The 21,441-nt window shown below is 74.6% G+C and carries 16 protein-coding genes and 2 tRNA genes; 13 read left to right on the top strand and 5 right to left on the bottom strand.

Translation table 11 applies throughout. The features are described 5' to 3' along the window. Nucleotides 1–6: 6 nt before the first annotated feature. From nuoL to KUM42_RS07520, 5 genes are all read left to right on the top strand, one after another. Nucleotides 7–1,914 carry an NADH-quinone oxidoreductase subunit L gene (gene nuoL, locus KUM42_RS07540; protein ID WP_237496150.1) on the top strand — a complete coding sequence of 636 codons (1,908 nt, stop codon included), beginning with the start codon at nt 7–9 and terminating at the stop codon, nt 1,912–1,914. A gap of 28 nt (nt 1,915–1,942) precedes the next feature. Beyond that, nucleotides 1,943–3,541 (top strand): NADH-quinone oxidoreductase subunit M, encoded by a 1,599-nt coding sequence (locus KUM42_RS07535; RefSeq protein WP_237496149.1) that lies wholly within the window; start codon nt 1,943–1,945, stop codon nt 3,539–3,541. Further along, nucleotides 3,541–5,076: an NADH-quinone oxidoreductase subunit NuoN gene (gene nuoN, locus KUM42_RS07530; protein ID WP_237496148.1), complete on the top strand. Its 1,536-nt coding sequence runs from the start codon at nt 3,541–3,543 to the stop codon at nt 5,074–5,076. The genes KUM42_RS07535 and nuoN overlap by 1 nt, the downstream gene beginning before the upstream one ends. Before the next feature lie 61 nt (nt 5,077–5,137). Continuing rightward, entirely contained in the window at nt 5,138–6,214 is a 1,077-nt protein-coding gene (locus tag KUM42_RS07525; protein ID WP_237496147.1) for a polyprenyl synthetase family protein, read from the top strand. A 49-nt stretch (nt 6,215–6,263) separates the two neighbouring features. Next, complete coding sequence (locus KUM42_RS07520; RefSeq protein WP_237496146.1) at nt 6,264–7,460, top strand: sorbosone dehydrogenase family protein; 1,197 nt, start codon at nt 6,264–6,266, stop codon at nt 7,458–7,460. On the opposite strand, the gene KUM42_RS07515 is transcribed toward KUM42_RS07520, so the two are convergent. Further along, entirely contained in the window at nt 7,444–8,106 is a 663-nt protein-coding gene (locus KUM42_RS07515) for a pyridoxamine 5'-phosphate oxidase family protein (protein ID WP_237496145.1), read from the bottom strand. The genes KUM42_RS07520 and KUM42_RS07515 overlap by 17 nt on opposite strands. An 86-nt stretch (nt 8,107–8,192) precedes the next feature. On the opposite strand from KUM42_RS07515, the gene KUM42_RS07510 reads away from it, so the two are divergent. After that, nucleotides 8,193–9,554 carry a PLP-dependent aminotransferase family protein gene (locus KUM42_RS07510; protein ID WP_237496144.1) on the top strand — a complete coding sequence of 454 codons (1,362 nt, stop codon included), beginning with the start codon at nt 8,193–8,195 and terminating at the stop codon, nt 9,552–9,554. A gap of 95 nt (nt 9,555–9,649) precedes the next feature. On the opposite strand, the gene KUM42_RS07505 is transcribed toward KUM42_RS07510, so the two are convergent. Further along, entirely contained in the window at nt 9,650–10,762 is a 1,113-nt protein-coding gene (locus KUM42_RS07505) for a 2-oxoacid:ferredoxin oxidoreductase subunit beta (RefSeq protein WP_237496143.1), read from the bottom strand. Beyond that, nucleotides 10,759–12,804, bottom strand: coding sequence for a 2-oxoacid:acceptor oxidoreductase subunit alpha (locus KUM42_RS07500; RefSeq protein WP_237496142.1), 2,046 nt, complete (start codon nt 12,802–12,804; stop codon nt 10,759–10,761). Before KUM42_RS07500 ends, KUM42_RS07505 begins: the two co-directional genes overlap by 4 nt. A 159-nt stretch (nt 12,805–12,963) precedes the next feature. Here KUM42_RS07500 and htpX point away from each other — a divergent pair, with 159 nt between their 5' ends. Beyond that, nucleotides 12,964–13,839, top strand: a complete 876-nt coding sequence (htpX, locus tag KUM42_RS07495; protein WP_237496141.1) for a zinc metalloprotease HtpX — start codon at nt 12,964–12,966, stop codon at nt 13,837–13,839. A gap of 22 nt (nt 13,840–13,861) precedes the next feature. Beyond that, the gene (locus KUM42_RS07490) at nt 13,862–14,629 is read left to right on the top strand and encodes an SGNH/GDSL hydrolase family protein (protein ID WP_237496140.1); all 768 of its coding nucleotides are present in this window, start codon (nt 13,862–13,864) and stop codon (nt 14,627–14,629) included. On the opposite strand, the gene KUM42_RS07485 is transcribed toward KUM42_RS07490, so the two are convergent. Then, on the bottom strand, nt 14,620–15,111 hold the full coding sequence (locus KUM42_RS07485) for a YajQ family cyclic di-GMP-binding protein (RefSeq protein WP_237496139.1): 492 nt from the start codon (nt 15,109–15,111) through the stop codon (nt 14,620–14,622). The genes KUM42_RS07490 and KUM42_RS07485 overlap by 10 nt on opposite strands. A gap of 88 nt (nt 15,112–15,199) precedes the next feature. On the opposite strand from KUM42_RS07485, the gene KUM42_RS07480 reads away from it, so the two are divergent. Beyond that, a tRNA-Tyr gene (locus KUM42_RS07480) sits at nt 15,200–15,281 on the top strand. Nucleotides 15,282–15,339: 58 nt separating this feature from the next. Here KUM42_RS07480 and KUM42_RS07475 read toward each other — a convergent pair. Beyond that, nucleotides 15,340–15,771 (bottom strand): pilus assembly protein TadG-related protein, encoded by a 432-nt coding sequence (locus tag KUM42_RS07475; RefSeq protein WP_237496138.1) that lies wholly within the window; start codon nt 15,769–15,771, stop codon nt 15,340–15,342. Nucleotides 15,772–15,936: 165 nt separating this feature from the next. Between KUM42_RS07475 and KUM42_RS07470 the strand changes: the two genes are divergently transcribed. The 4 genes from KUM42_RS07470 to KUM42_RS07455 all read left to right on the top strand — a co-directional run bounded on the left by KUM42_RS07470 (nt 15,937) and on the right by KUM42_RS07455 (nt 21,410). After that, nucleotides 15,937–16,218, top strand: a complete 282-nt coding sequence (locus tag KUM42_RS07470; RefSeq protein ID WP_237496137.1) for a hypothetical protein — start codon at nt 15,937–15,939, stop codon at nt 16,216–16,218. Beyond that, nucleotides 16,215–18,275, top strand: a complete 2,061-nt coding sequence (locus tag KUM42_RS07465; RefSeq protein ID WP_237496136.1) for a hypothetical protein — start codon at nt 16,215–16,217, stop codon at nt 18,273–18,275. Before KUM42_RS07470 ends, KUM42_RS07465 begins: the two co-directional genes overlap by 4 nt. Before the next feature lie 401 nt (nt 18,276–18,676). Beyond that, the gene (locus tag KUM42_RS07460) at nt 18,677–21,217 is read left to right on the top strand and encodes a bifunctional diguanylate cyclase/phosphodiesterase (RefSeq protein ID WP_237496135.1); all 2,541 of its coding nucleotides are present in this window, start codon (nt 18,677–18,679) and stop codon (nt 21,215–21,217) included. Nucleotides 21,218–21,337: 120 nt separating this feature from the next. Next, nucleotides 21,338–21,410: transfer RNA gene (locus tag KUM42_RS07455), tRNA-Thr, on the top strand. The last annotated feature ends 31 nt before the right edge of the window (nt 21,411–21,441 follow it).

Below are 21,441 nucleotides of genomic sequence, written 5' to 3'. Positions count from 1 at the left end.
GCCGCGATGGACACCGTGGACACGGTCCCCGCCCTGCTGGACGCCTCCTGGCTGCTCATCGCGCTGCCGCTGGCCGGGGCCGCGGTGCTGCTGCTCGGTGGCCGCCGCACCGACCGCTGGGGCCACCTGCTGGCCACCGGCACCGTCGCCGTGTCGTTCCTGCTGGCCGTGCTGTGCACCGTGCAGCTGGCCGGGCTCGACGAGCGGTCGGTGAGCGTCGACCTGTTCACCTTCATCTCCACCGGCGAGCTCGACGTGCAGGCCGGGCTGCTCCTCGACCCGCTGTCGGCGGTGTTCGTGCTGCTGATCACCGGGGTCGGCGCGCTGATCCACGTCTACTCGATCGGCTACATGGCCCACGACCCCGCCCGGCGCCGGTTCTTCGCCTACCTGAACCTGTTCGTCGCCGCGATGCTGGTGCTGGTGCTCGGCAACAGCTACGTCGCCCTCTACGTGGGCTGGGAGGGCGTGGGCCTGGCGTCCTACCTGCTCATCGCCTTCTGGCACACCCGCCCGGCAGCGGCGACGGCCGCGAAGAAGGCGTTCCTGATGAACCGGGTGGGGGACGTCGGCCTGGCGCTGGGCATCTTCGTGATGTTCGCGCAGCTCGGGACGACGTCCTACGCGGGCGTCTTCGGCTCGGTCGGGCTGCTGGCCGGGGGCACGGTCACCGCGATCGGGCTGCTCCTGCTGCTGGGCGCGTGCGGCAAGTCGGGTCAGTTCCCGCTGCAGGCGTGGCTGCCCGACGCCATGGAGGGCCCGACGCCGGTCTCGGCGCTGATCCACGCCGCCACCATGGTCACCGCCGGGGTGTACCTGATCGCCCGGTCGGCGCCGCTGTACGACGCCTCGCCCACCGCCCGCACCGTCGTCCTGGCGATCGGCGCGCTCACCCTGCTGATCGGCGCGGTGGTGGGCTGCGCGTTCGACGACGTCAAGAAGGTGCTGGCGTACTCCACGGTCAGCCAGATCGGCTACATGTTCCTGGCCGTGGGCCTGGGCCCGGTCGGCTACGCCGCCGGCATCGCGCACCTGCTCACCCACGGCTTCTTCAAGGCCGGCCTGTTCCTCGGGGCCGGGTCGGTGATGCACGCGATGGGCGACGAGACCGACATGCGCCGCTTCGGCGGGCTGGCCCGGCGGCTGCCGGTCACCTTCGTGACCTTCGGGCTGGGCTACCTGGCGCTGATCGGCTTCCCGTTCCTGTCCGGGTACTGGACCAAGGACGCGATCATCGAGGCGGCGCTGGACCGCGGCGGCTGGTCGGGCTGGCTGCTGGCCGGGGTCGCGGTGCTGGGTGCCGGGCTGACCGCGTTCTACATGACCCGGCTGATGCTGATGACCTTCTTCGGCAGGGCCCGCTGGCGGGAGGAGGTGCACCCGCACGAGTCCCCGACGGTGATGACCGCCCCGATGGTGGTGCTCGCGGTCGGGTCGGTCGCCGCCGGCTTCCTGCTGGTGCAGGCCTTCCCGCTCACCGACTGGCTCGAGCCGGTGTTCGGCGAGCCGGCCGAGGCCGCGCACGTGGTCGCCCCGGCGCTGGTCTCGCTGGTGGTCACCGCCGTCGTGGCCGCCGGGGCGCTCACCGCCTGGCTGGTCGTCGGACGGCGCGAGGTGCCCACCACCGCCCCGGTCCGGGTGTCGCCGCTGGTCACCGCCGCCCGCCGCGGGCTCTACGCCGACGCGGTCAACGAGGCGGTGTTCGCCCGTCCCGGCGCGTGGCTGACCCGCGCGCTGGTGTGGTTCGACGCCCGCGGCGTCGACGGCCTGGTCACCGGCGCCGCGGCCGGCCTGGGCGGCTCGTCGTCCCTGCTGGCCCGGCTGCAGACCGGCTTCGTGCGCAGCTACGCCCTCGGCATCCTCGGCGGCGCCGTGCTGGTGGCCGGGGCCCTGCTCGCCGGGACGACCGGATGACCGCGCGCGACGACCGAGAGGTGATCCGGTGACCGAGGTCCCGTGGCTGCTGCTGATGATCGCCGTCCCGGCCGTGGCGGCGGCCGTCGTCGCCGCGCTGCCGCCGGCCCGCGAGGCGCTCGCCCGGCAGCTGACGCTCGCGGTGAGCCTGCTGGTGCTGCTGCTCGCCGTCGGGGCGACGGTCGCCTTCGACCCCGGTGGTGCCCGGTTCCAGCTCACCTCCTCGGTCGACTGGATCCCCGAGTTCGGGGTCTCCTTCGCCCTCGGGGTCGACGGGATCGCGCTGGCGATGCTGTTGCTCACCGGCCTGCTGGTGCCGGTGGTCGTCGGGGCCTCCTGGCGGGACACCGCGCCACCGGCCCGGTCGATGCGCGCCTTCTGGGCCTGGCTGCTGCTGCTGGAGGCGACGCTGGTCGGCGTCTTCGCCGCCACCGACGTCTTCCTGTTCTACGTGTTCTTCGAGGCGATGCTCGTCCCGATGTACTTCCTGATCGGCACCTTCGGCGGACCGGGCCGGCGCGACGCCGCCGTGACGTTCTTCCTCTACAGCCTGCTCGGCGGGCTGGTCATGCTCGCCGCCGTCATCGGGCTGTACGTGGTGAGCAGCTCCCAGCTGGGGGCGGGCACGTTCGCCTTCGACGCGCTGCGCCAGCTCGACATCGACCCGGGTGTGCAGAAGCTGCTGTTCGCCGGGTTCTTCCTCGCGTTCGCGATCAAGTCGCCGCTGGTGCCCTTCCACAGCTGGCTGCCCGCCGCCGGCGCCGAGGCCCCGATCGCGGGCTCGGTGCTGCTCGTCGCGGTGCTGGACAAGGTGGGCACCTACGGCTTCCTGCGGTACTGCCTGCCGTTGTTCCCCGACGCCTCACGCGACCTCGCGCCGTGGGTGCTGGTGCTCGCGGTCGCCGGCGTCCTCTACGCCGCCCTGCTCGCGGTGGGCCAGGGGGACCTGAAGCGGCTGGTCTCGTACACGTCGATCGCGCACTTCGGCTTCATCGCCCTCGGCGTCTTCGCCTTCACCACCGAGGCGGCCACCGGTGCGGTGGTCTACATGGTCAACCACGGCATCGCCACCGGCCTGCTGTTCCTGGTGGTGGGCATGGTGGTCGCCCGCACCGGTTCCCGGCGCATCGCCGACGCCCGCGGGCTGGCGGCCACCGCGCCGGTGCTGGCAGGGGTGTTCCTGGTCGCCGGCCTGGCCTCACTGGCGCTGCCGGGCACCGGCAGCTTCGTGGGGGAGTTCCTCGTGCTCATCGGTGCCTTCCCGGAGCGGCCGGTGTTCACCATCGTCGCCACCGCCGGGATCGTGCTGGCCGCCCTCTACGTGCTGCTGCTGGTCCAGCGGACCCTGCACGGCCCGCCACCGGACGACGCCCCACGGCCGGACGACGCCCCACCGGTGGACGACGTCCCACCGGTGGACGGCGCCGCGCCGGTGCGCGGCGGGGGAGCCACCGCCGTCGCGGTGCGGGCGCGGGCCCGGGTGCGCGACCTCACCCGCCTGGAGTCCGCGGTGGTCGCGCCGCTCGTGGCCCTGGTGGTGGTGCTCGGCGTGTACCCGCAGCCGCTGATCGACCTGGTCACCCCGGCAGTGGAGGCCACGCTCGCCGATGTCGGAGGAGCCCGCTGATGCCGGAGATCACCGCACCCGACCTGTCCTACGCCGCCCTCGCCCCGCTGCTGTGCGTCCTCGGCGCCGCCGCGGCCGGGGTGCTGGTCGAGGCGTTCGTGCCCCGCGCCGCCCGGCACCGCACCCAGGTCGTGCTGGCGCTGGCCGGGATGCTGGGCGCGCTCGCCAGCACGGTGCTGCTCGCCGGCGGGGACGCGCGGGTGACCGCCGCCGGTGCGCTCGCCGTCGACGGCGTGGCGCTGTTCCTGCAGGGCACGATCGCCGTGCTGGGGGCGCTGTCGGTGCTGCTGGTCAGCGAGCGCGCCCTGGACCCGGCCCGCTCGGCGTTCGTCGCCGTCGCCGCGGTGCCCGCCGGCACCGTGCGCGACCGGGAGCTGGCCTCCTCGACGCGGGTGCAGACCGAGGTCTACCCGCTGGCCTCCTTCGCCGTCGGCGGCATGATGCTGTTCACCGCCGCGAACGACCTGCTGGTCATGTTCGTCGCGCTCGAGGTGCTCAGCCTGCCGCTGTACCTGATGGCCGGGCTGGCCCGCCGCCGGCGGCTGCTGTCCCAGGAGGCGGCGGTCAAGTACTTCCTGCTCGGCGCCTTCGCCTCGGCGTTCTTCCTCTACGGGCTGGCACTGGTCTACGGCGCCACCGGCAGCATCCGGCTGGCCGACGTCGGCGCGGCGTCGGGGCGCACCGGCAGCGAGCCGCTGCTGCTGCTCGGTCTCGGCCTGCTGGTGGTCGGGCTGATGTTCAAGGCCGGGGTCGCGCCCTTCCACACCTGGACGCCGGACGTCTACCAGGGCGCCCCCACCGCGGTGACCGCGTTCATGGCCTCGGCCACCAAGGTCGCCGCGTTCGGCGCGGTGCTCCGGCTGCTGTACGTCGGCTTCGGGGGCGCGGCGGACACCTGGCGCCCGCTGCTCTACACGCTGGCGATCGTGTCGATGGTCGTCGGCGCCGTCCTCGGCCTCACCCAGACCGACCTCAAGCGGATGCTGGCGTACTCCTCGATCGCGCACGCCGGCTTCCTGCTCACCGGCGTCCTCGGCATCGCGGACTCCGGGCTGGCGGCGACGATGTTCTACCTGCTGGCCTACGGGCTGACCACGCTCGGCGCGTTCGGGCTGCTCACCCTGGTCCGCGACGGCGACGGGGAGGCCACCGCGGTGAGCGCGTGGGCCGGACTCGCCCAGCGGTCCCCGGTGGTCGCAGCGCTGATGGCCTTCTTCCTGCTCGCCCTCGCCGGGCTGCCGCTGACCAGCGGGTTCACCGGCAAGTTCGCCGTCTTCCGGGCCGCCATCGAGGCCGGCGCCTGGCCGCTGGCCGTGGTCGCCCTGGTGGCCAGCGCGGTGGCGGCGTTCTTCTACCTGCGGGTCGTGGTGCTCATGTACTTCGCCGAGCCCGCACCCGACGGGCCCACCGTCGGGGTCCCGGGCCTGCCGACCACGGTGGTGCTGGCCGTCACAGCGGCGGCGACCCTGCTGCTGGGCGTGCTGCCGGGGGCCGTGCTCGACCTCGCCCGGTCCGCGGCCGTGCTCACCGGCTGAGGCCGGGTGCCGGGTGGTCGGGTCGGGAGCCGGGCCGGTGGGTGAGTATCTTCAGCGGACGATGACCGGAGCCGGCACCACCAGCCCACGGGGCGGCGGGAGCGAGACCCAGCGGGACACCCAGCTGTGGCACCGGCCCTCGGCCTCACCCTCGACGATCGGCCCCTGGCTGCCCGAGGGCGAGCTGGGCGTCGCGCTGTCCGCGGGGCTGCTGCGCGTCGAGTCCGCGCTGGCCACCGCGGTGGCCAGCGACCACGCGTTCGTCAGCGAGGCCGCCGGGCACCTGATGGCCGCCGGCGGCAAGCGGTTCCGCCCGATGCTCGCGCTGCTGGCCGCCCAGCTCGGCGACGGTGAGGCCGACGAGGTGGTCTCCGCCGCCGTCGTCTGCGAGCTGACCCACCTGGCCACGCTGTACCACGACGACGTGATGGACGAGGCCTCCGTTCGCCGCGGGGCGCCCAGCGCCAACAGCCGGTGGACCAACAGCGTGGCCATCCTGACCGGCGACTTCCTCTTCGCCCGCGCCTCGGACCTGCTGGCCGACCTCGGCCCCGACGCCGTGCGGGTGCAGGCCCGGACGTTCGAGCGGCTGGTCACCGGCCAGCTCCGCGAGACCGTCGGCGCCCAGCCCGGCGAGGACCGCATCGACCACCACCTCGGCGTGCTGGCCGACAAGACCGGCTCGCTGGTGGCCACCTCGGCCCGCTTCGGTGCCAGCTTCGCCGGCGTCCCCGCCGAGCTGGTCACCGCGCTCACCGCGTTCGGCGAGGAGGTGGGCGTCGCCTTCCAGCTCTCCGACGACCTCATCGACATCGTCAGCGAGGGCGGCGCGTCGGGCAAGCTGCCCGGCACCGACCTGCGCGAGGGCATCGCCACCCTGCCGGTGCTCTTCGCCCTCGCCGGCGACGACCCGGCCGAGGCCCGGCTCCGCGAACTGGTCGCCGGCCCCGTGGTCGACGACGCCGAGCACGCCGAGGCGCTGGCCCTGCTGCGCTCCTCGGCCTCCCTGGCCCGGGCGACCGCGGTGCTCAACGACTACGCCGACCGGGCCCGCGCCCGCCTCGACGCCGTCCCCGAGGGGCCGGTCCGCGAGGCGCTGTCCGCGCTGTGCACCTACGTGGTCACCCGCACCTCCTGAACGCACCGCCGCCCGACGCACAGCCCGATCCCAGGGCATCCTGGGGCGGGTGAACCGCTCCTGCCTGCTCGCGCTCACCGCCGTCCTCGCCCTCGCCGGGTGCAGCAACGCCCCCGGTGAGCAGGGGGAGGAGGCGGCCACCGACGTCCCGGACGCGGCCGCCCCGGCGCAGGGCGTGCCGGCGCTGCAGGTCGACGTCCTCGCCGACGGGCTCGACCACCCCTGGGACGTCGCCCGCGCCCCCGACGGCACGCTGCTGTTCGACGAGCGCGGCGGTGGCCTGACCGCGGTGCTGCCCGACGGGACCGTCCAGGAGGTGGACGCCGACTTCTCGGACCTGTTCGCCGACGGGGAGACCGGCCTGATGGGGCTGACCCTGGACCCGGCGTTCGCCGACAACCGGCGGTTCTACACCTGCCAGGGCGTCGAGGAGGACGGCGGCGCGGAGGTCCAGGTGATCGCCTGGACGGTCGACGACCGGTGGGCGGCGGCCACCCGGGTCGCCGACCCGCTGGTGGACGACATCCCGGTCAACGAGGGCAGCGGCCGGCACGGCGGCTGCCGCCCGCGGTTCGCCCCCGACGGTCAGCTGCTGATCGGCACCGGGGACAACGCCGTCGGCACCAACCCGCAGGACCTGGGCACGCTGGCCGGCAAGGTGCTGCGGGTCGACCCGGGCAGCGGTGCACCTTCGGCGGGCAACCCGTTCCTGGACTCGCCCGACCCGGTCACCCGGCTGATCTGGAGCTACGGGCACCGCAACGTGCAGGGCATCGCCGTGCAGCCCGGCACGGGAGAGGTCTACACCGTCGAGCAGGGCAGCGACCGCGACGACGAGGTGAACCGGTCCGTCCCGGGCGGCAACTACGGCTGGGACCCCTCCGGCGAGGACGGCGGCTACGACGAGAGCGTGCCGATGACCGACCTCGCCCTGCCCGGTGCGCTCCCCGCGGTGTGGTCCTCGGGCGACCCGACGATCGCCGCCAGCGGGGGTGGCTTCCTCTCCGGCGCGCAGTGGGGCGGCTACGACGGCGTCCTGCTGGTGGGCGTGCAGAAGGACACCGGCGTGCTCGCGCTGCGGCTCGGGGCCGACGGCACGCTGGCCGAGCAGTTCCGCGTCCCGGAGCTGGAGGACTCCTACGGCCGGGTGCGCTCACCGGTCCAGGGCGACGACGGCGCGCTGTACGTCACCACCGACAACGGCGACGGGGAGGACCAGCTGCTGCGGGTCACCCCGCGCGGCTGACCCGGTCGGCGACCCGCGCCGGCACCGGCGTGCCGGGCGGGAGCAGCGGGTCGTCCTCCGGCGCGCCGAACACCGTGCGCACCGGCAGGACCCCGCCCCACACCGGTGCGTCGAGGTCGCGGTCGTCGTCGCCGGGCGGCCCGGTGCGCACCTTGAGGCTGGCCTCGGTGAGGTCCAGCGCCAGGACGGCGGTGGCGGCCAGCTCCCTGCGGTCGGGGCGGCGGGTCGCGGTCCACGAGCCGGGGGCCAGCTGCTCGGTGAGGGCGGCCAGGCCGCGCTCGCGCTCGTCCGGGTCGGTGACCGTGCGGGCCAGGCCGTGCACCACCGCGCAGCGGTAGTTCATCGAGTGGTGGAACGAGGAGCGGGCGTAGACGACGCCGTCGACGTGGGTGACGGTGAGGCAGACCGGGGCGCCGGCCGCCGCGGCCCGCAGGGTGGCGGCGCCGGTCGAGCCGTGCAGGTACAGGGTGTCGTCGACGCGGCCGTAGCCGGTGGGCAGCACGACGGGGGCACCGTCGAGCACCACGCCGAGGTGGCCGACCAGCCCGGCGTCGAGCACGGCGTACAGCTCCGCCCGGTCGGTACGGGCCCGGGCGGCGCCCCGGCGCACGGTACTGCGGGCGGTGGGGGACAGCGGTGTGGTCACCCGGTGATCGTCACCCGCCCGGTGGCCTCCCCGAAGAGCCACCGGGCTGTCATCCTGGCAGTCCACTTCGTCCTCAGGAGCGCCCCGTGGCCGACGTCCCGCCGCTGCCGCTGGACCGCGGCTCCCGGGTGCCGCTGGCGGTCCAGCTGGCCGACGCGCTGCGGGCGGTGACCGCGCAGGGCAGCCTGCGGGCCGGCGACCGGCTGCCCTCGACCCGGCAGCTGGCCACCGAGCTGCAGGTCAGCCGCACCGTGACCGCCGCCGCCTACGACCAGCTGCTCGCCGAGGGCTGGGTCGCCGGCCGGCACGGCGCGGGCACGTTCGTCGTCGGCGCGCCCGGGCCGGTGGTCCAGGCGGTCGAGGCAGCTCCCGTCCCGGACCCGCCGGCGGAGGGCACCGACCTGCGGGCCGGGGCGCCGTGCCTGGAGGTGCTGGACCGGGCGGTCTGGCGCCGGGCCTGGCGGGCCGCCGGCGACGAGGCACCCGACGGCGTGACCAGCGCGGCCGGGGCGCCGGCCTACCGGGCCGCCGTCGCCGAGCACCTGCTGCGCCACCGCGGGCTGCCCGCCACCGGCGCCGACGTGCTGGCCACCGCCGGCACCTCCGCGGCCGTCGGGGAGCTGGCCCGGCTGCTGCCGCCCGGTGCCCGGGTGGGGGTGGAGGACCCCGGCTACGGCCGGGCCGTCGGTGCGCTGCGGGACGCGGGCGCCGAGGTCGTGCCGCTGCGCGTCGACGGCGACGGCCTGGTCGTCGACGAGGTGCCCGCCGGACTGGCCGCGGTGTACTGCACGCCGGCCCACCAGTTCCCGCTCGGCGGCCGGCTGGCCGCGCCCCGCCGGACCGCGCTGGTCGCCCGCGCCCGGGCCGAGGGGTTCCTGGTGGTCGAGGACGACTACGACGGCGAGCTGCGCTACGACGTCGCGCCGCTGCCGCTGCTGGCCGCGCTCGCCCCCGACGTCGTGGTCCACCTCGGCACCACCAGCAAGGTGCTCAGCCCGACCCTGGGCGTGGGGTGGCTGGTCGCCCCACCCGACGTCCGCGGCGCGCTGCTGGCCCGCCGGACGGCGACCGGCACCCGGCCCGCCCGCGCCGGGCAGCGGGTGGTGGCGGCGATGGCCGCGTCCGGTGACCTGTCCCGGCACCTGCGCCGGCTGCGCCGCGAGCTGCACGCCCGCCGGGACGAGGTGCTCGCCGCGGTCGCCGCTGCGGGGCTCCGCGCGCTCGGGGACGACGCCGGCGCGCACGTCGTCGTCCTCCTGCCCGACGACGCCACCGAGGCGGCCGTCGTCGCCGCAGCCGCCGGGCGCGGTCTGCTGCTGGACCCGCTGTCCCGCCACCGGCTCGGGGACGCCGGGCCGGCCGGGCTGGTCGTGGGCTGGGCGGCGCCGGCCCGCGGCGAGCTGACCGCCGCGCTGCCGGCGCTCACCGCGGTGCTGCGGGACCGCTGAACGCCGGTGGCCCGGGACCACGAGGGTCCTGGGCCACCGGTCGGTCCCCTGCAGGGTCCCGCCACGAGCGAGTGGTGGGGGCAGGGGGTCCTCAGTCAGGCGCTGACGGTCCAGCTGTCGTTGCCTGCGAGCAGGTCGTCCAGCGTGGCGCTGGACTGGGCCGAGGCGTCCTCGAGCTGGTCGGTCATCATCCGGTCGTAGGTGGGCTTGGCCACCGACCGGAAGACGCCCATCGGGGAGTAGCGCAGGTCCTGGCTGGACAGCCGGGACAGCGCGAACGCGTAGGACGGGTCCTCGCGGTGCGCGTCGTGCACCACGATCTCGGACGCGTCGACCTGGTTGGTCTCGGCGATCCGCAGTCCGCCGAAGTCGTCGCGGACGACGCAGGAGGCCCCGCCCGGGCCGAAGACCAGCGGCTCGCCGTGCACCAGCGGGATCGTCCACATCGGGCCGGTGGTCGGGTCCTTGAGCAGCTCGAAGGCGCCGTCGTTGAAGATGTTGCAGTTCTGGTAGATCTCCACCAGCGAGGTGCCCTGGTGCTCGGCGGCCTGCCGGAGCACGTCGGTGAGCCCCTTGCGGTCGGAGTCCATCGCCCGGCCCACGAACGTCGCGTCCGCGCCCAGCGCGAGGCTGACCGGGTTGAACGGGGCGTCGATCGAGCCCATCGGCGTGGACTTGGTGACCTTGCCGACCTCGGAGGTGGGCGAGTACTGGCCCTTGGTGAGCCCGTAGATCCGGTTGTTGAACAGCAGGATCGTCAGGTTCACGTTGCGGCGCAGCGTGTGGATCAGGTGGTTGCCGCCGATCGACAGCGCGTCGCCGTCACCGGTGACGACCCACACCGACAGGTCCGGGCGGGAGGCGGCCAGGCCGGTCGCGATGGCCGGGGCGCGGCCGTGGATCGAGTGCATCCCGTAGGTGTTCATGTAGTACGGGAAGCGGCTGGAGCACCCGATGCCGGAGACGATGACCATGTCCTCGCGGGCGATGCCGAGGCTGGGCAGGAAGCTCTGGACGGCGTTGAGGATGACGTAGTCACCGCAGCCGGGGCACCAGCGCACCTCCTGGTCGGTCTTGAGGTCCTTGGCCTTGAGGGTGGCGTTCTTCTCACCCGACGCCTCGACCGAGGCGGCGATGGCCGCGGAGATCGGGTTGCCGGGCATGCCCAGGTCGTGCACGTGCGCTGAGGTGGAGTCGAGTGCCGTCACAGTGCCGCTCCCGTCGGTGCGGTGGTGTCCAGGATGGTGGTGTCGGTGCGGTCGGCCGTCTCGTGCGTCGTCCCGGCGGCGTTGCCGTCGATGACGTCCTGCAGGACGGCGGCCAGCTCGGCGGCCCGGAAGGGCAGCCCGCGCACCTGGGTGTGGCTGTGCACGTCGATCAGGTACTTCGCCCGCAGCACCATGGCGAACTGGCCGAGGTTCATCTCCGGGCACACCACCCGGTCGTAGCGGGCCAGGATCTCGCCGAGGTCGGCCGGCAGCGGGTTGAGGTGCCGGACGTGCACCTGGGCGATCGACCGGCCCGAGGCGCGGATCCGCCGGCAGGCGGCCCCGATCGGCCCGTAGGTGGAGCCCCAGCCGATCACCGCCACCCGCGCGTCGCCGTCCGGGTCGTCGACCTCGGTGGCCGGGATCGAGGCGGCGATGCCGTCGACCTTGGCCTGGCGCATGCGGGTCATGAAGTCGTGGTTCTCGGCGTCGTAGGAGATGTTGCCGGTCTTGTCGGCCTTCTCCAGCCCGCCGATGCGGTGCTGCAGGCCGGCGGTGCCCGGCACGGCCCAGGCGCGGGCCAGGGTCTCGGGGTCACGCAGATAGGGCAGGAACTCGCCGTCCTCGCCGTTGGGCTCGGTCGCGAAGACCGGCCGCAGGTCGGGCAGGTCGGCCTGCACGGGCACCGACCACGGCTCGGCGCCGTTGGCCAGGTAGCCGTCGGACAGCAGGATCACCGGGGTGCGGTAGGTCAGCGCGATCCGGGCGGCCTCGACGGCGGCGTCGAAGCAGTCACCGGGGGAGCGGGGGGCGATGACCGGGACCGGCGCCTCACCGTTGCGGCCGTAGAGCGCCTGCAGCAGGTCCGACTGCTCGGTCTTGGTGGGCAGGCCGGTGGAGGGGCCGCCGCGCTGCACGTCGACGATGACCAGCGGCAGCTCGGTCATGACGGCCAGGCCGATGGTCTCGGACTTCAGCGCCACACCCGGCCCGGAGGTCGTGGTGATGCCCAGCGCGCCACCGAACGAGGCGCCCAGCGCCGCACCGATGCCGGCGATCTCGTCCTCGGCCTGGAACGTCCGCACGCCCAGCGCCTTGTGCTTGCTCAGCTCGTGCAGGATGTCGCTGGCCGGGGTGATCGGGTACGCGCCGAGGAACACCGGCAGACCCGACAGCTGTCCCGCCGCGACCAGGCCGAGGGACAGCGCCTGGTTGCCGGAGATGTTGCGGTACCGGCCCGGGGCCATCGGCGCGGGCTTGATCTCGTAGGAGACCGCGAACGCCTCGGTGGTGTCGCCGTAGTTGTAGCCGGCCCGGAACGCGGCGATGTTGGCCGCGGCGATCAGCGGCTTGCGGCGGAACTGGCGCTCCAGGAAGCGGACCGTGCCCTCGGTGGGCCGGTGGTACATCCAGCTCAGCAGGCCGAGGGTGAACATGTTCTTGCTCCGCTCGGCCTCCTTCTTGCCCAGCCCGGAGTCCTTGAGCGCCTCGGTGGTCATCGAGGTCAGCGGCACGCTCACCAGCTGCCAGCCCTCGAGGGAGCCGTCCTCCAGCGGGTTGCTGGCGTAGCCGACCTTGGCGAGGTTGCGCGGGGTGAACTCGTCGGAGTCGGCGATCAGCAGACCACCACCGGGCAGGTCCATGAGGTTTGCCTTCAGTGCCGCCGGGTTCATCACGACGAGCACGTCGGGGGCGTCGCCGGGGGTCATGACCCCGTGGTCGGCGAAGTGCAGCTGGAAGGAGCTGACCCCGGGCAGGGTGCCCGTTGGCGCCCGGATCTCGGCGGGGAAGTTCGGCAGCGTCTTCAGGTCGTTGCCGAAGGCCGCCGTCTCGCTGGTGAACCGGTTGCCGGTCAGCTGCATGCCGTCGCCGGAGTCGCCGGCCAGCCGGATGACGACACGGTCGAGGGCCACCACGCTCTTGACCAGACCACCTGTGGCCAGGTGGGTCTCGGCAGCGTGGAACTCGGCATCGGCTGCGGTGTGCACGCCGGGGGCAACGCCGCTGTCCGCGGGCGGGATTCCGGGGTTGGTGCCAGTCATCTGTGTGGTACCTCCGACCGCTCAGGTTACGTGCGGGTTGCAGGGCGGCGACCCGGGTGCGCCCAACGTGAGGGAAGGCACACAGGGCAGCCTGCCCTGTGCTGGGAGCTCACAGCGAGCCCGGGGAACGGGTGTCGCCCGGGGGGCGTTCTACGGCACGTGCAACGGTGGAACAACGGGCTGAAGACGGCGGTGCTCCTCGGCGTGATGGCCGGGCTCATCCTCGCCGCCGGCGCCCTGGTGGGAGGGCGGACCGGGCTCCTCGTGGCCCTGCTGATCGCCCTGGGCGTCAACGGCTGGGCGTACTTCAACTCCGCCTCGCTGGCGCTGCGGTCGATGCGGGCCTTCCCGGTCACCGAGACGCAGGCGCCGCAGATCTACGCGATCGTCCGCGAGCTGGCCACCGAGGCCCGGCAGCCCATGCCCCGGCTCTACGTCAGCCCCACCGCCCAGCCCAACGCCTTCGCCACCGGCCGCAACCCGCGCAACGCCGCGGTCTGCTGCACCCAGGGCATCCTCGAGCTGCTCGACCGCCGCGAGCTGCGCGCCGTGCTGGCCCACGAGCTCTCCCACGTCTACAACCGCGACATCCTGATCAGCTCGGTCGCCGGCGCGATGGCCACCGCGATCACCTACCTGGCGCACATGGCGGTGTTCGCGTCGTTCTTCGGCGGCCGGTCCGACGACCGCGAGGGCGGTGGGGCCGTCGGTGGCCTGCTGCTGGTGTTCCTCGGCCCGATCGCCGCCGGCCTGGTGCAGATGGCGGTCAGCCGCAGCCGTGAGTTCCAGGCCGACGCCTCCGGCGCGCAGCTGTCCCACGACCCGCTGGCGCTGGCCAGCGCGCTGTCGAAGCTGGAGCGCGGGGTCTCCGCCCGTCCGCTGCCGCAGGACGACCGGTTGGTGACGCAGAGCCACCTGATGATCGCCAACCCGTTCCGCGGGCAGGGCAGGGCCTCGATGTTCGCCACCCACCCGCCGATGGCCGAGCGGATCGCCCGGCTGCAGCAGATGGCCCGGGAGTCCGGGCAGTCCTGACCGGGGTGCCTACGCTCGCGGCGTGCGCTACGCGGCGATCGGGGACAGCTTCACCGAGGGCATGGGCGACGAGCTCCCCGACGGCTCGGTGCGCGGGTGGGCCGACCTGGTCGCGGCCGGCCTGGCCGCCGCCACCGGGGAGCCGGTGCACTACGCCAACACCGCGGTCCGCGGGCGGCTGCTCGGGCCCGTGGTGGCCGACCAGCTGCCGGCCGCCCTGGCCCTGGACCCGCCGCCCACGCTGATCACCCTCAACGGCGGGGGCAACGACGTCATGCGGCCCGGCTGTGACGTCGACCGGCTGGTCGAGCTGACCGCCTCGGCGGTCCGGCAGTGCGCCGAGGCGGGCGTCCGGCTCGTGGTGGTCAGCGGTGCCGACCCCACCGCCCGGCTGCCCCGCGGCCGGACCATGCACCGCCGGGGCGTCGCGCTGACCACCGCCGTCGCGGGGCTCGCGGCCCGGTCCGGTGTGCCGTTCGTCGACGTGTTCGCCGACGTCGAGCTCCGCCGTCCGGGCTACTGGTCGCCCGACCGGTTGCACCTGGGGCCGGCCGGTCACCGCCGGGTGGCCGGCCTCGTGCTCCGCGTGCTCGGGCACCCCGGGCCCGTCCCCGCGCTCGACCCCGGTCCCGACGAGCCCCGGCGGCTGCGCACCGAGCTCGCCTTCCACCGGGAGCACGTGCTGCCGTGGGCGCTGCGCCGGGTCGTCCGGCGCTGGTCCGGCGACGGGCGCACCGGCAGGCACCGGGACTGGGTCGTGGTGCCTGCCGGTGCCACAGCTCAGCGGTAGTTGTCGAACTGCAGGGCGATCTCGAAGTCCTTGCCCTTGAGCAGCTGCTGCACCGCCTGCAGGTCGTCGCGCTTCTTGCCGGTGACCCGCAGCTGGTCGCCCTGGATCTGCGCCTGCACGCCCTTGGGGCCCTCGTCGCGGATGGCCTTGGCGATCTCCTTGGCCTTGTCCGAGGCGATGCCCTGCTTGATCGTCGCGGAGATCTTGTAGATCCGCCCCGACGACTGCGGGTCCTCGGCGTCGAGCGCCTTCATCGAGATGCCGCGCTTGACCAGCTTCTCGCGGAAGACCTCGAGCGCGGCGACCACGCGGTCCTCGGTGTCGGCCTGCAGGGTCACCCCCTCCTCGCCGGCCCAGACGATGGTGGCGTTCACGCCACGGAAGTCGAAGCGCTGCGAGAGCTCCTTGGCCGCCTGGTTGAGGGCGTTGTCGACCTCTTGCCGGTCGACCTTGCTGACCACGTCGAAGGACGCATCGGCCATGTCGGTTCCTCCTCAGCGGGGTGACACCCCGCCGGGGACCCGGCGAGGACGTCGTCCCCGGTCTTGTACGATCTCCCGGTACCACCACGGCGGGTTGCCCGAGTGGCCAATGGGAGCGGACTGTAAATCCGTCGGCTTAGCCTACGAAGGTTCGAATCCTTCACCCGCCACACCTGGTTCGACGGTGGTACGACGGCCCCCGACCTCACGGTCGGGGGCCGTCCTCGTTCACGGCACCGTGGGCGCGCGGGCGCTGGCCACCGCGGTGCGCTCCAGCGGGCGACCGCCCAGGAACACCCGGTCGAAGGCGATGTGCACCGAGCGGGTGCAGCGCACCGTCACCTCGGCGCCGTCGGTCTCCGCCGACCAGGAGTCCAGCGAGCTGCCCGCGTCGGCCAGCTGGTCGGCGACCGCTGCTTCCGCCGCGGCCCGGGTGAGCGGCAGCTGCTCACCCACGCCCCCGGCGTAGACGGCGGCCTCGTCGGCCTGGTCGGCGGCAGCCAGGGCCGCGCCGTCGCAGATCGACTGCACCTCCTGCTGCTCGAGGAAGGCGTCGGAGGCCGCGATCCCGCCCAGCACCATGAGGGCGGCCACCAGCCAGCAGACCAGGACGAAGGGCAGGGACGACCCCGCCTCGGGGTCGGGCCGGCTGGGTCGCACGCCCGGGAGCGTAGGGCCTCGCCACCGCTGGTGGCACCTTGTCCACCGGTTGTGGACAGCGGCTGTGGACGATGTGGACGACGGAGGCGATCGACCACCCTGGTGCACCTCCGCCTGTGGACGACGGCAGCGCGACCAGGCCGGCGGGCCGCAGACTCCCCGGTCATGGCGATCGAGGTCCTCCCCGAGCAGCTCCACGCGCTGGCCGGCGTGCTGGATGGTGCGTCCGTCCGCGCGGCCCAGGCCGGCCGGGCGGTCGACCCGGCACCGGTCGGCGGCCCGCTGGGCACCGCGGTGCTCGGCTTCACCGAGACGGTGCGCACCGCGAGCAGCTGCCTGGCCGGTGAGCTGTCCTGGCTCGGCGGTGCGGTGGCCGCGGCCGCCGACTCGTGGCTGCACCTGGACGGCTCGCTGCTCCCGTCCCGCGGTGCCGGGGTGCCGGAGTGAGCACCGTCCTGCCCCCGCCGGCGCCGTTGCCGGACCCGCCGGGCTCGGCACCCGCGCTGGGCACCGTGGTCGACCAGCTGACCTCCGCCGGGTTCTCGGCCGGGCTCACCGTGCACCTGCTGCAGCCGGCGACCGTCGTCCACGGCTGGCAGGGTGCCGACGCCGTCGTAGCCGCGGCCGAGGTCACCGCGGCCGGCGCGGTCGCGGCCGACCTGCACGCGGCCGTGACCGCCGCGGCCGACCGGCTGGGCGACCACGCCGAGCTGTGGACCTCGGTGCTGTCCCGGCTCGCCTCGCTGCGGGAGGACCAGCGGCACCAGTACGCCACCGCGGCGGCCCGGCTGGCCGTGCTCGTCGACGGCCCGGACGCCGGCACCCCGCCACCCGAGGCGGTCGCCCTGGTCCGGGAGGTCGCCCGGGACGACGCCGCGCGGGGTGCCCAGCACTCCGCCCTGCTGTCCGACCTGGCCGACGACGCCTCCTCGGCCGCGGCGCTGCTCGGGTCGCTGAGCGCCCCCTTCGGCGGAGAGGCCCGGCCCGGGGACGTCGAGCGGGTCACCCTCCGGCTGGCCGGCGTGCTGCCCGGCTGGGGCGACGGTGCGCTCACCGCACTGGGCGTGCAGGCCGCCGCGGAGCTGGAGCGGCCGATGACCGCCGCCGAGCTCGACGCCGCGGCCCGTCGCTGGACCGCGTACGCCGCCTCCCCGGCGTTCGCCGACGCGCTGCTGGGCCGGCTCGGCGAGGACGGCGTGACCTGGCTGCTCACCGTCCTGGGCGGCCGGTCGGTCGAGACGGAGCGGGAGGCGCTGGCCGGGCTGCTCGCCGCAGCGGCCGGTGCCGCGGGGGAGGGGAGCCGGGCCGCCGAGGTGCTGGGCGGCGTCCGGCTCGACCCCACCGACCCGGACGGCACGCCGGACACCGTCGCGGTGGGCATGGGGATGGTGCTCACCGCGCTGGCCGCGGCCGGGCGCGCGGGCAGTGGCACCCGCCTGGCCGTCGGCTGGGGTCGTCAGGTGCTGGACCGCGAGGCGGCGCAGGGCGCCACGGCGGTCGAGCGGACCACGGCGACGCTGCCCGACCCGCTGGGGGCGGCCCTCGCGGTGCTCGTCGCCGCCGGCGACCCGGGCGCCGCGGCCGCCACCCTCGCCGACCCGGTGTCCTGGACGGGGCTGCTCGCCCGCTCCTGGCCCGGGGGCGTGTCCGACCTGGTGGAGGTGATCGGCCTGGCGGCGCGGGCACCGGAGGCGCCGCAGGTGGCCGCCGCTGCGCTGCACGCGCTGGGGCAGGGTCTGCGGCCCGGGACGACCGAGGAGGTCCTCGTCGACGACGCCCTGGCGACGGCCGTGGGGAGCGCGGTCACCGACCTGGTCGCCGGCCGGATGGACGTCGTCCTGCCGGTGCTGGGTGCCGCGGCCGGCGTCGGCGCCGGGGAGGTGGACGACGCGACCGACCTGACGCTGCGGGGCCTGGGACACCTGCTCGCCGACGACGCCCGGGTGCGCACCCTCGGGGACGCGGTGCGGGGGGCGCTCGCCGAGGGGCTCGCGGGGCCGGCGGACGGTGGACGGGTGGCCGGTGGCTACGTCGCGGTGGAGGAGTACGGGCAGCGGATCAGCTACGTGCTCGAGCACGCGCGGGCGCAGTCGTCGGAGGTCGACCAGCAGCTCCTGTGGGACACCGCGGTCACCCTGCCGGTGAAGCTGCTCACCTGGCGGCAGCCGTACGGGGAGGTCGTGGAGGGCGTCACCGGGGAGCTGCAGCGCCAGCTCGGGTTCGACGGCACCGTCGACATCGGGCCGGACACCGGTGACACCTACGCGGCGTGGCACGCCCGGCGGTGGGCCGGGGCGGTGCTCGGGGCGGCCGGGGGCGACCCGGCGGCCGTCTCCGCGGAGGCCGAGGCCGGCTTCGCCCGGGCGACGGAGGTGCTGGGGCGGCCGCTGCCGCCCCAGCCGGGGCTGCTGGACCAGCTGGAGGACATGCACGGTGACCTCCCGGACCGGCGCGAGGGCGGACGCGAGCCGCAGCAGCGGCCCGGGATCACCGGTCGCCGATGACGACGAGGTGTTGGCCAGCCACTCAACGTGACGACACGACCACCACTGTTCACTCGGGCGCGTCAATGCTTGCCCCGTGTGGGTGACACGCCGCAGTCTCCCAATCGCGGTCTGTGCCGGACGACGCTCTGCCCCCGCGTGGGCGGCTACCGCGCCCCCCCGTCGTCCCGTGCTGCCCCCAGGAGATCGCCATGAGCGCCACCACCACCTCGCGCACCAGCACCGCCGCCGCCTCCCGCGCGACCTGGCGGTGGAACCGCACGTGGCGCTGGAACCGCTGACCCGCTGACGGGGGCTGGGGCGCCGCAGCCCCCGTCCCCTCGACGGGGTGAGATCCCCCGCACCGGCCCTCCTTCGTTGCTACCGTCAGCCTCCGCACCCCTTTGACAGACAGGCTGACGTTGGCCGAGACCACGGCCCCTGCGATCCGAGCCACGCCCCTGCTGCGGCGCCCCTGGACCATCGCCGTCCTGGCGCTGGTGCTGGCCGTGCTCGTCGGCGTCCCGGTCCTCTGGCACGCGCGCACCTCGCCGTCGGTGCTGTCCGTCCTCCTGCTGCTCGCCGCCTTCCTGGTCACCGAGTCGGTGCAGCTGCACCTCGAGGTGCGCCGGCAGACCATCTCGGCCTCGCCCACGGAGCTGGCGATCGTCGTCGGGCTGGTCGAGGTCGGCGGCCTCTGGACCGCGGTCGCCCAGGTCGTGGCGATCGCCGTGGTGATGCGCCTGCGCGGCAGCCCCACGGTGAAGCTGACCTTCAACGTGGCCCTGGCCGTGGTCGAGCTGGCCGCCGCCCTGGGGGTGCTGGCCGTCCTCCCGCGGGTGGACGTCGCGGACCCGCTGAGCTGGCTGGTGCTCGTGGTGGCGATGCTCGTCGTCTGGGTCGTCAGCGTCCTGGGCGTGGGTGCGGTCATCACCCTGACCGAGGGCTTCCCCGGCTGGTCCTTCTGGGTCTCGGCGGTGCCCAACGCCGTCGTCGGCCCGCTGTGCGCGGTCGTCGCCGTCATCGGGATGCTGGTCACGCGCGAGACGTCGTGGGCCTGGGCGCTGATCGCGCCGGCCTTCGTGGCCGGGGTGCTGCTGTTCCGCCAGTCCTCCCGCGCCTCGCGGGAACGGCGCACCGTGCAGCGCGTCTACGACTTCGCCCGGCGCGTCGAGTCGGTCACCCCCGACGAGGCGGGCACCCGGGAGATCGTCCGCGCCGTCCGTGAGCTGCTCAACGCCGACCGGGCCGCACTGTGGCTCCCGCCCTACCTCGACGACGGGCCGCAGCTCGTCGTCGACGCCGCCGAGGGCGGGCTGCGCTGGTACGACGGCCCCGGCGACCCCGACGACCTGCTGCGCCGCCGGTCCCTGGCGGTCCAGGCCGGGGGCTCGGTGCTGCTGTCGGCCACCCGCGCCGACGCCCCGGAGCGGGCCGCGCTGGACCGCCGGGCCGCCCGCGAGGTCCTCGGCGCCCCCGTGGTCACCGCCGCCGGTGAGCCGGGCTACCTGGAGGTCTGCGACCGTCAGGGCGACATCGTCAACTTCGTCGACGGTGACCGGGGCGCGCTGGACTCGATGCTCACCCACGTCAACGCCGCGATCCGGCAGCAGCAGCTGATGGCCCAGATCCGTTACGACGCCGACCACGACCGGCTGACCGGGCTGCCCAACCGGCAGCGGCTGGCCGCGGAGATCGACGCACTGCTGGCGGTCGACCCGGCCATGGCCCGCGCCGGCCTGGTCCTCGCCGCCCTCGACGGCTACACCGACGTCACCGACACGCTCGGCCACGCCGCCAGCGACGAGCTGCTGCTGGTGACCGCCGGGCTGCTGCGCGAGCACGCCCCGCCGCAGGCGGTCGTCGCCCGGATGGAGGGCGGGCAGTTCGCCGTCCTGCTGCCGGGGCTGTCCCTGGCCGCCACCGAGCACGCCGCCCGCCGGCTGCGCGAGGCAGCCTCGACCCGGGCCCGGGTCGCCGGCCTGGACCTGGAGGTCTCCCTCACCATCGGCGTCGCCGCGGCCCCGGTGCACGGCTCGGACGCCGGCACGCTCATCCAGCGGGCCGACGTCGCGCTGCTGGCCGCGCACACCTCCGCCGGCGTGGCCACCTACCACCCGGTGCTCGACCAGCAGAGCCTGCGCCGGCTGCAGCTGGGCACGGAGCTGGAGACCGCGATGGCCGAGGGGCAGATCAGCGTCGTCTACCAGCCGATCATCGACGCGCGCACCGCCGACATCGTCTCGGTGGAGACCCTGGTCCGCTGGCACCACCCGCGCTACGGCGACGTCCCGCCCGAGGACTTCATCAGCCTCGCCGAGCAGATCGGCCGGATCGGCTCGCTGACCGACCACGTCCTGGGCCTGGCGCTGGACCGGTGCCGCCGCTGGCTGGACCAGGACATCGCCATCTCGGTCGCGGTGAACCTCTCCGCCCGCTGCCTCGTCGAGCCGGACCTGGTCGACCGGGTGCGCAACGCCCTGCGCGAGCACGGCGTGCCCGGGGACCTGCTCACCCTGGAGCTCACCGAGGGCAGCGTCGTCGACGACACGGTGCGCAACAGCACCGTGCTGGCCGACCTGCACGCCCTGGGCCTGCGGCTGTCGATGGACGACTTCGGGACCGGCTACTCGTCGCTGTCCCAGCTGCGGCTGCTGCCGATCGACGAGCTGAAGATCGACAAGTCCTTCGTGCTGGGCATGTCCACCAGCCAGAACGAGTCCTTCATCGCCCGCTCGATCGTCGAGCTGGCTCACAACCTCGGCCTGCGGGTCGTGGCCGAGGGCGTCGAGGACGAGGTCACCCGCGACCTGCTGGCCCAGATGGGCTGCGACAAGCTGCAGGGCTTCCTGGTCAGCCGCCCGCTGCCGGAGGACCGGCTGGAGGGCTGGCTGCTCGCCCGCACCGGGGTGCGCTCGGCACCCCCGGGGGCCACCCACCGACGGCTGTTCGTCCGGACCTGACCGGAGCGGTGCCCTCCGCGGGTCCGGTCGGGGGGCCTGTTACAGTCTTCGAGCGCGGTCGAGGGGGGTCGCACAGTCGCCGCGAGCGACTTGGTAGAGTCTCCCTCGCTCCCGAGCACCGCCCCTTTAGCTCAGTCGGCAGAGCGTCTCCATGGTAAGGAGAAGGTCTACGGTTCGATTCCGTAAAGGGGCTCGTAGGATCGAGTTCTGACCTCCGGTCCGGT

The organism is Modestobacter sp. L9-4 (assembly GCF_019112525.1).
Lineage (GTDB): Bacteria > Actinomycetota > Actinomycetes > Mycobacteriales > Geodermatophilaceae > Modestobacter.
Note: the sequence above shows the minus strand (reverse complement) of the source record. Positions and strands in the feature narration are given on the sequence as shown.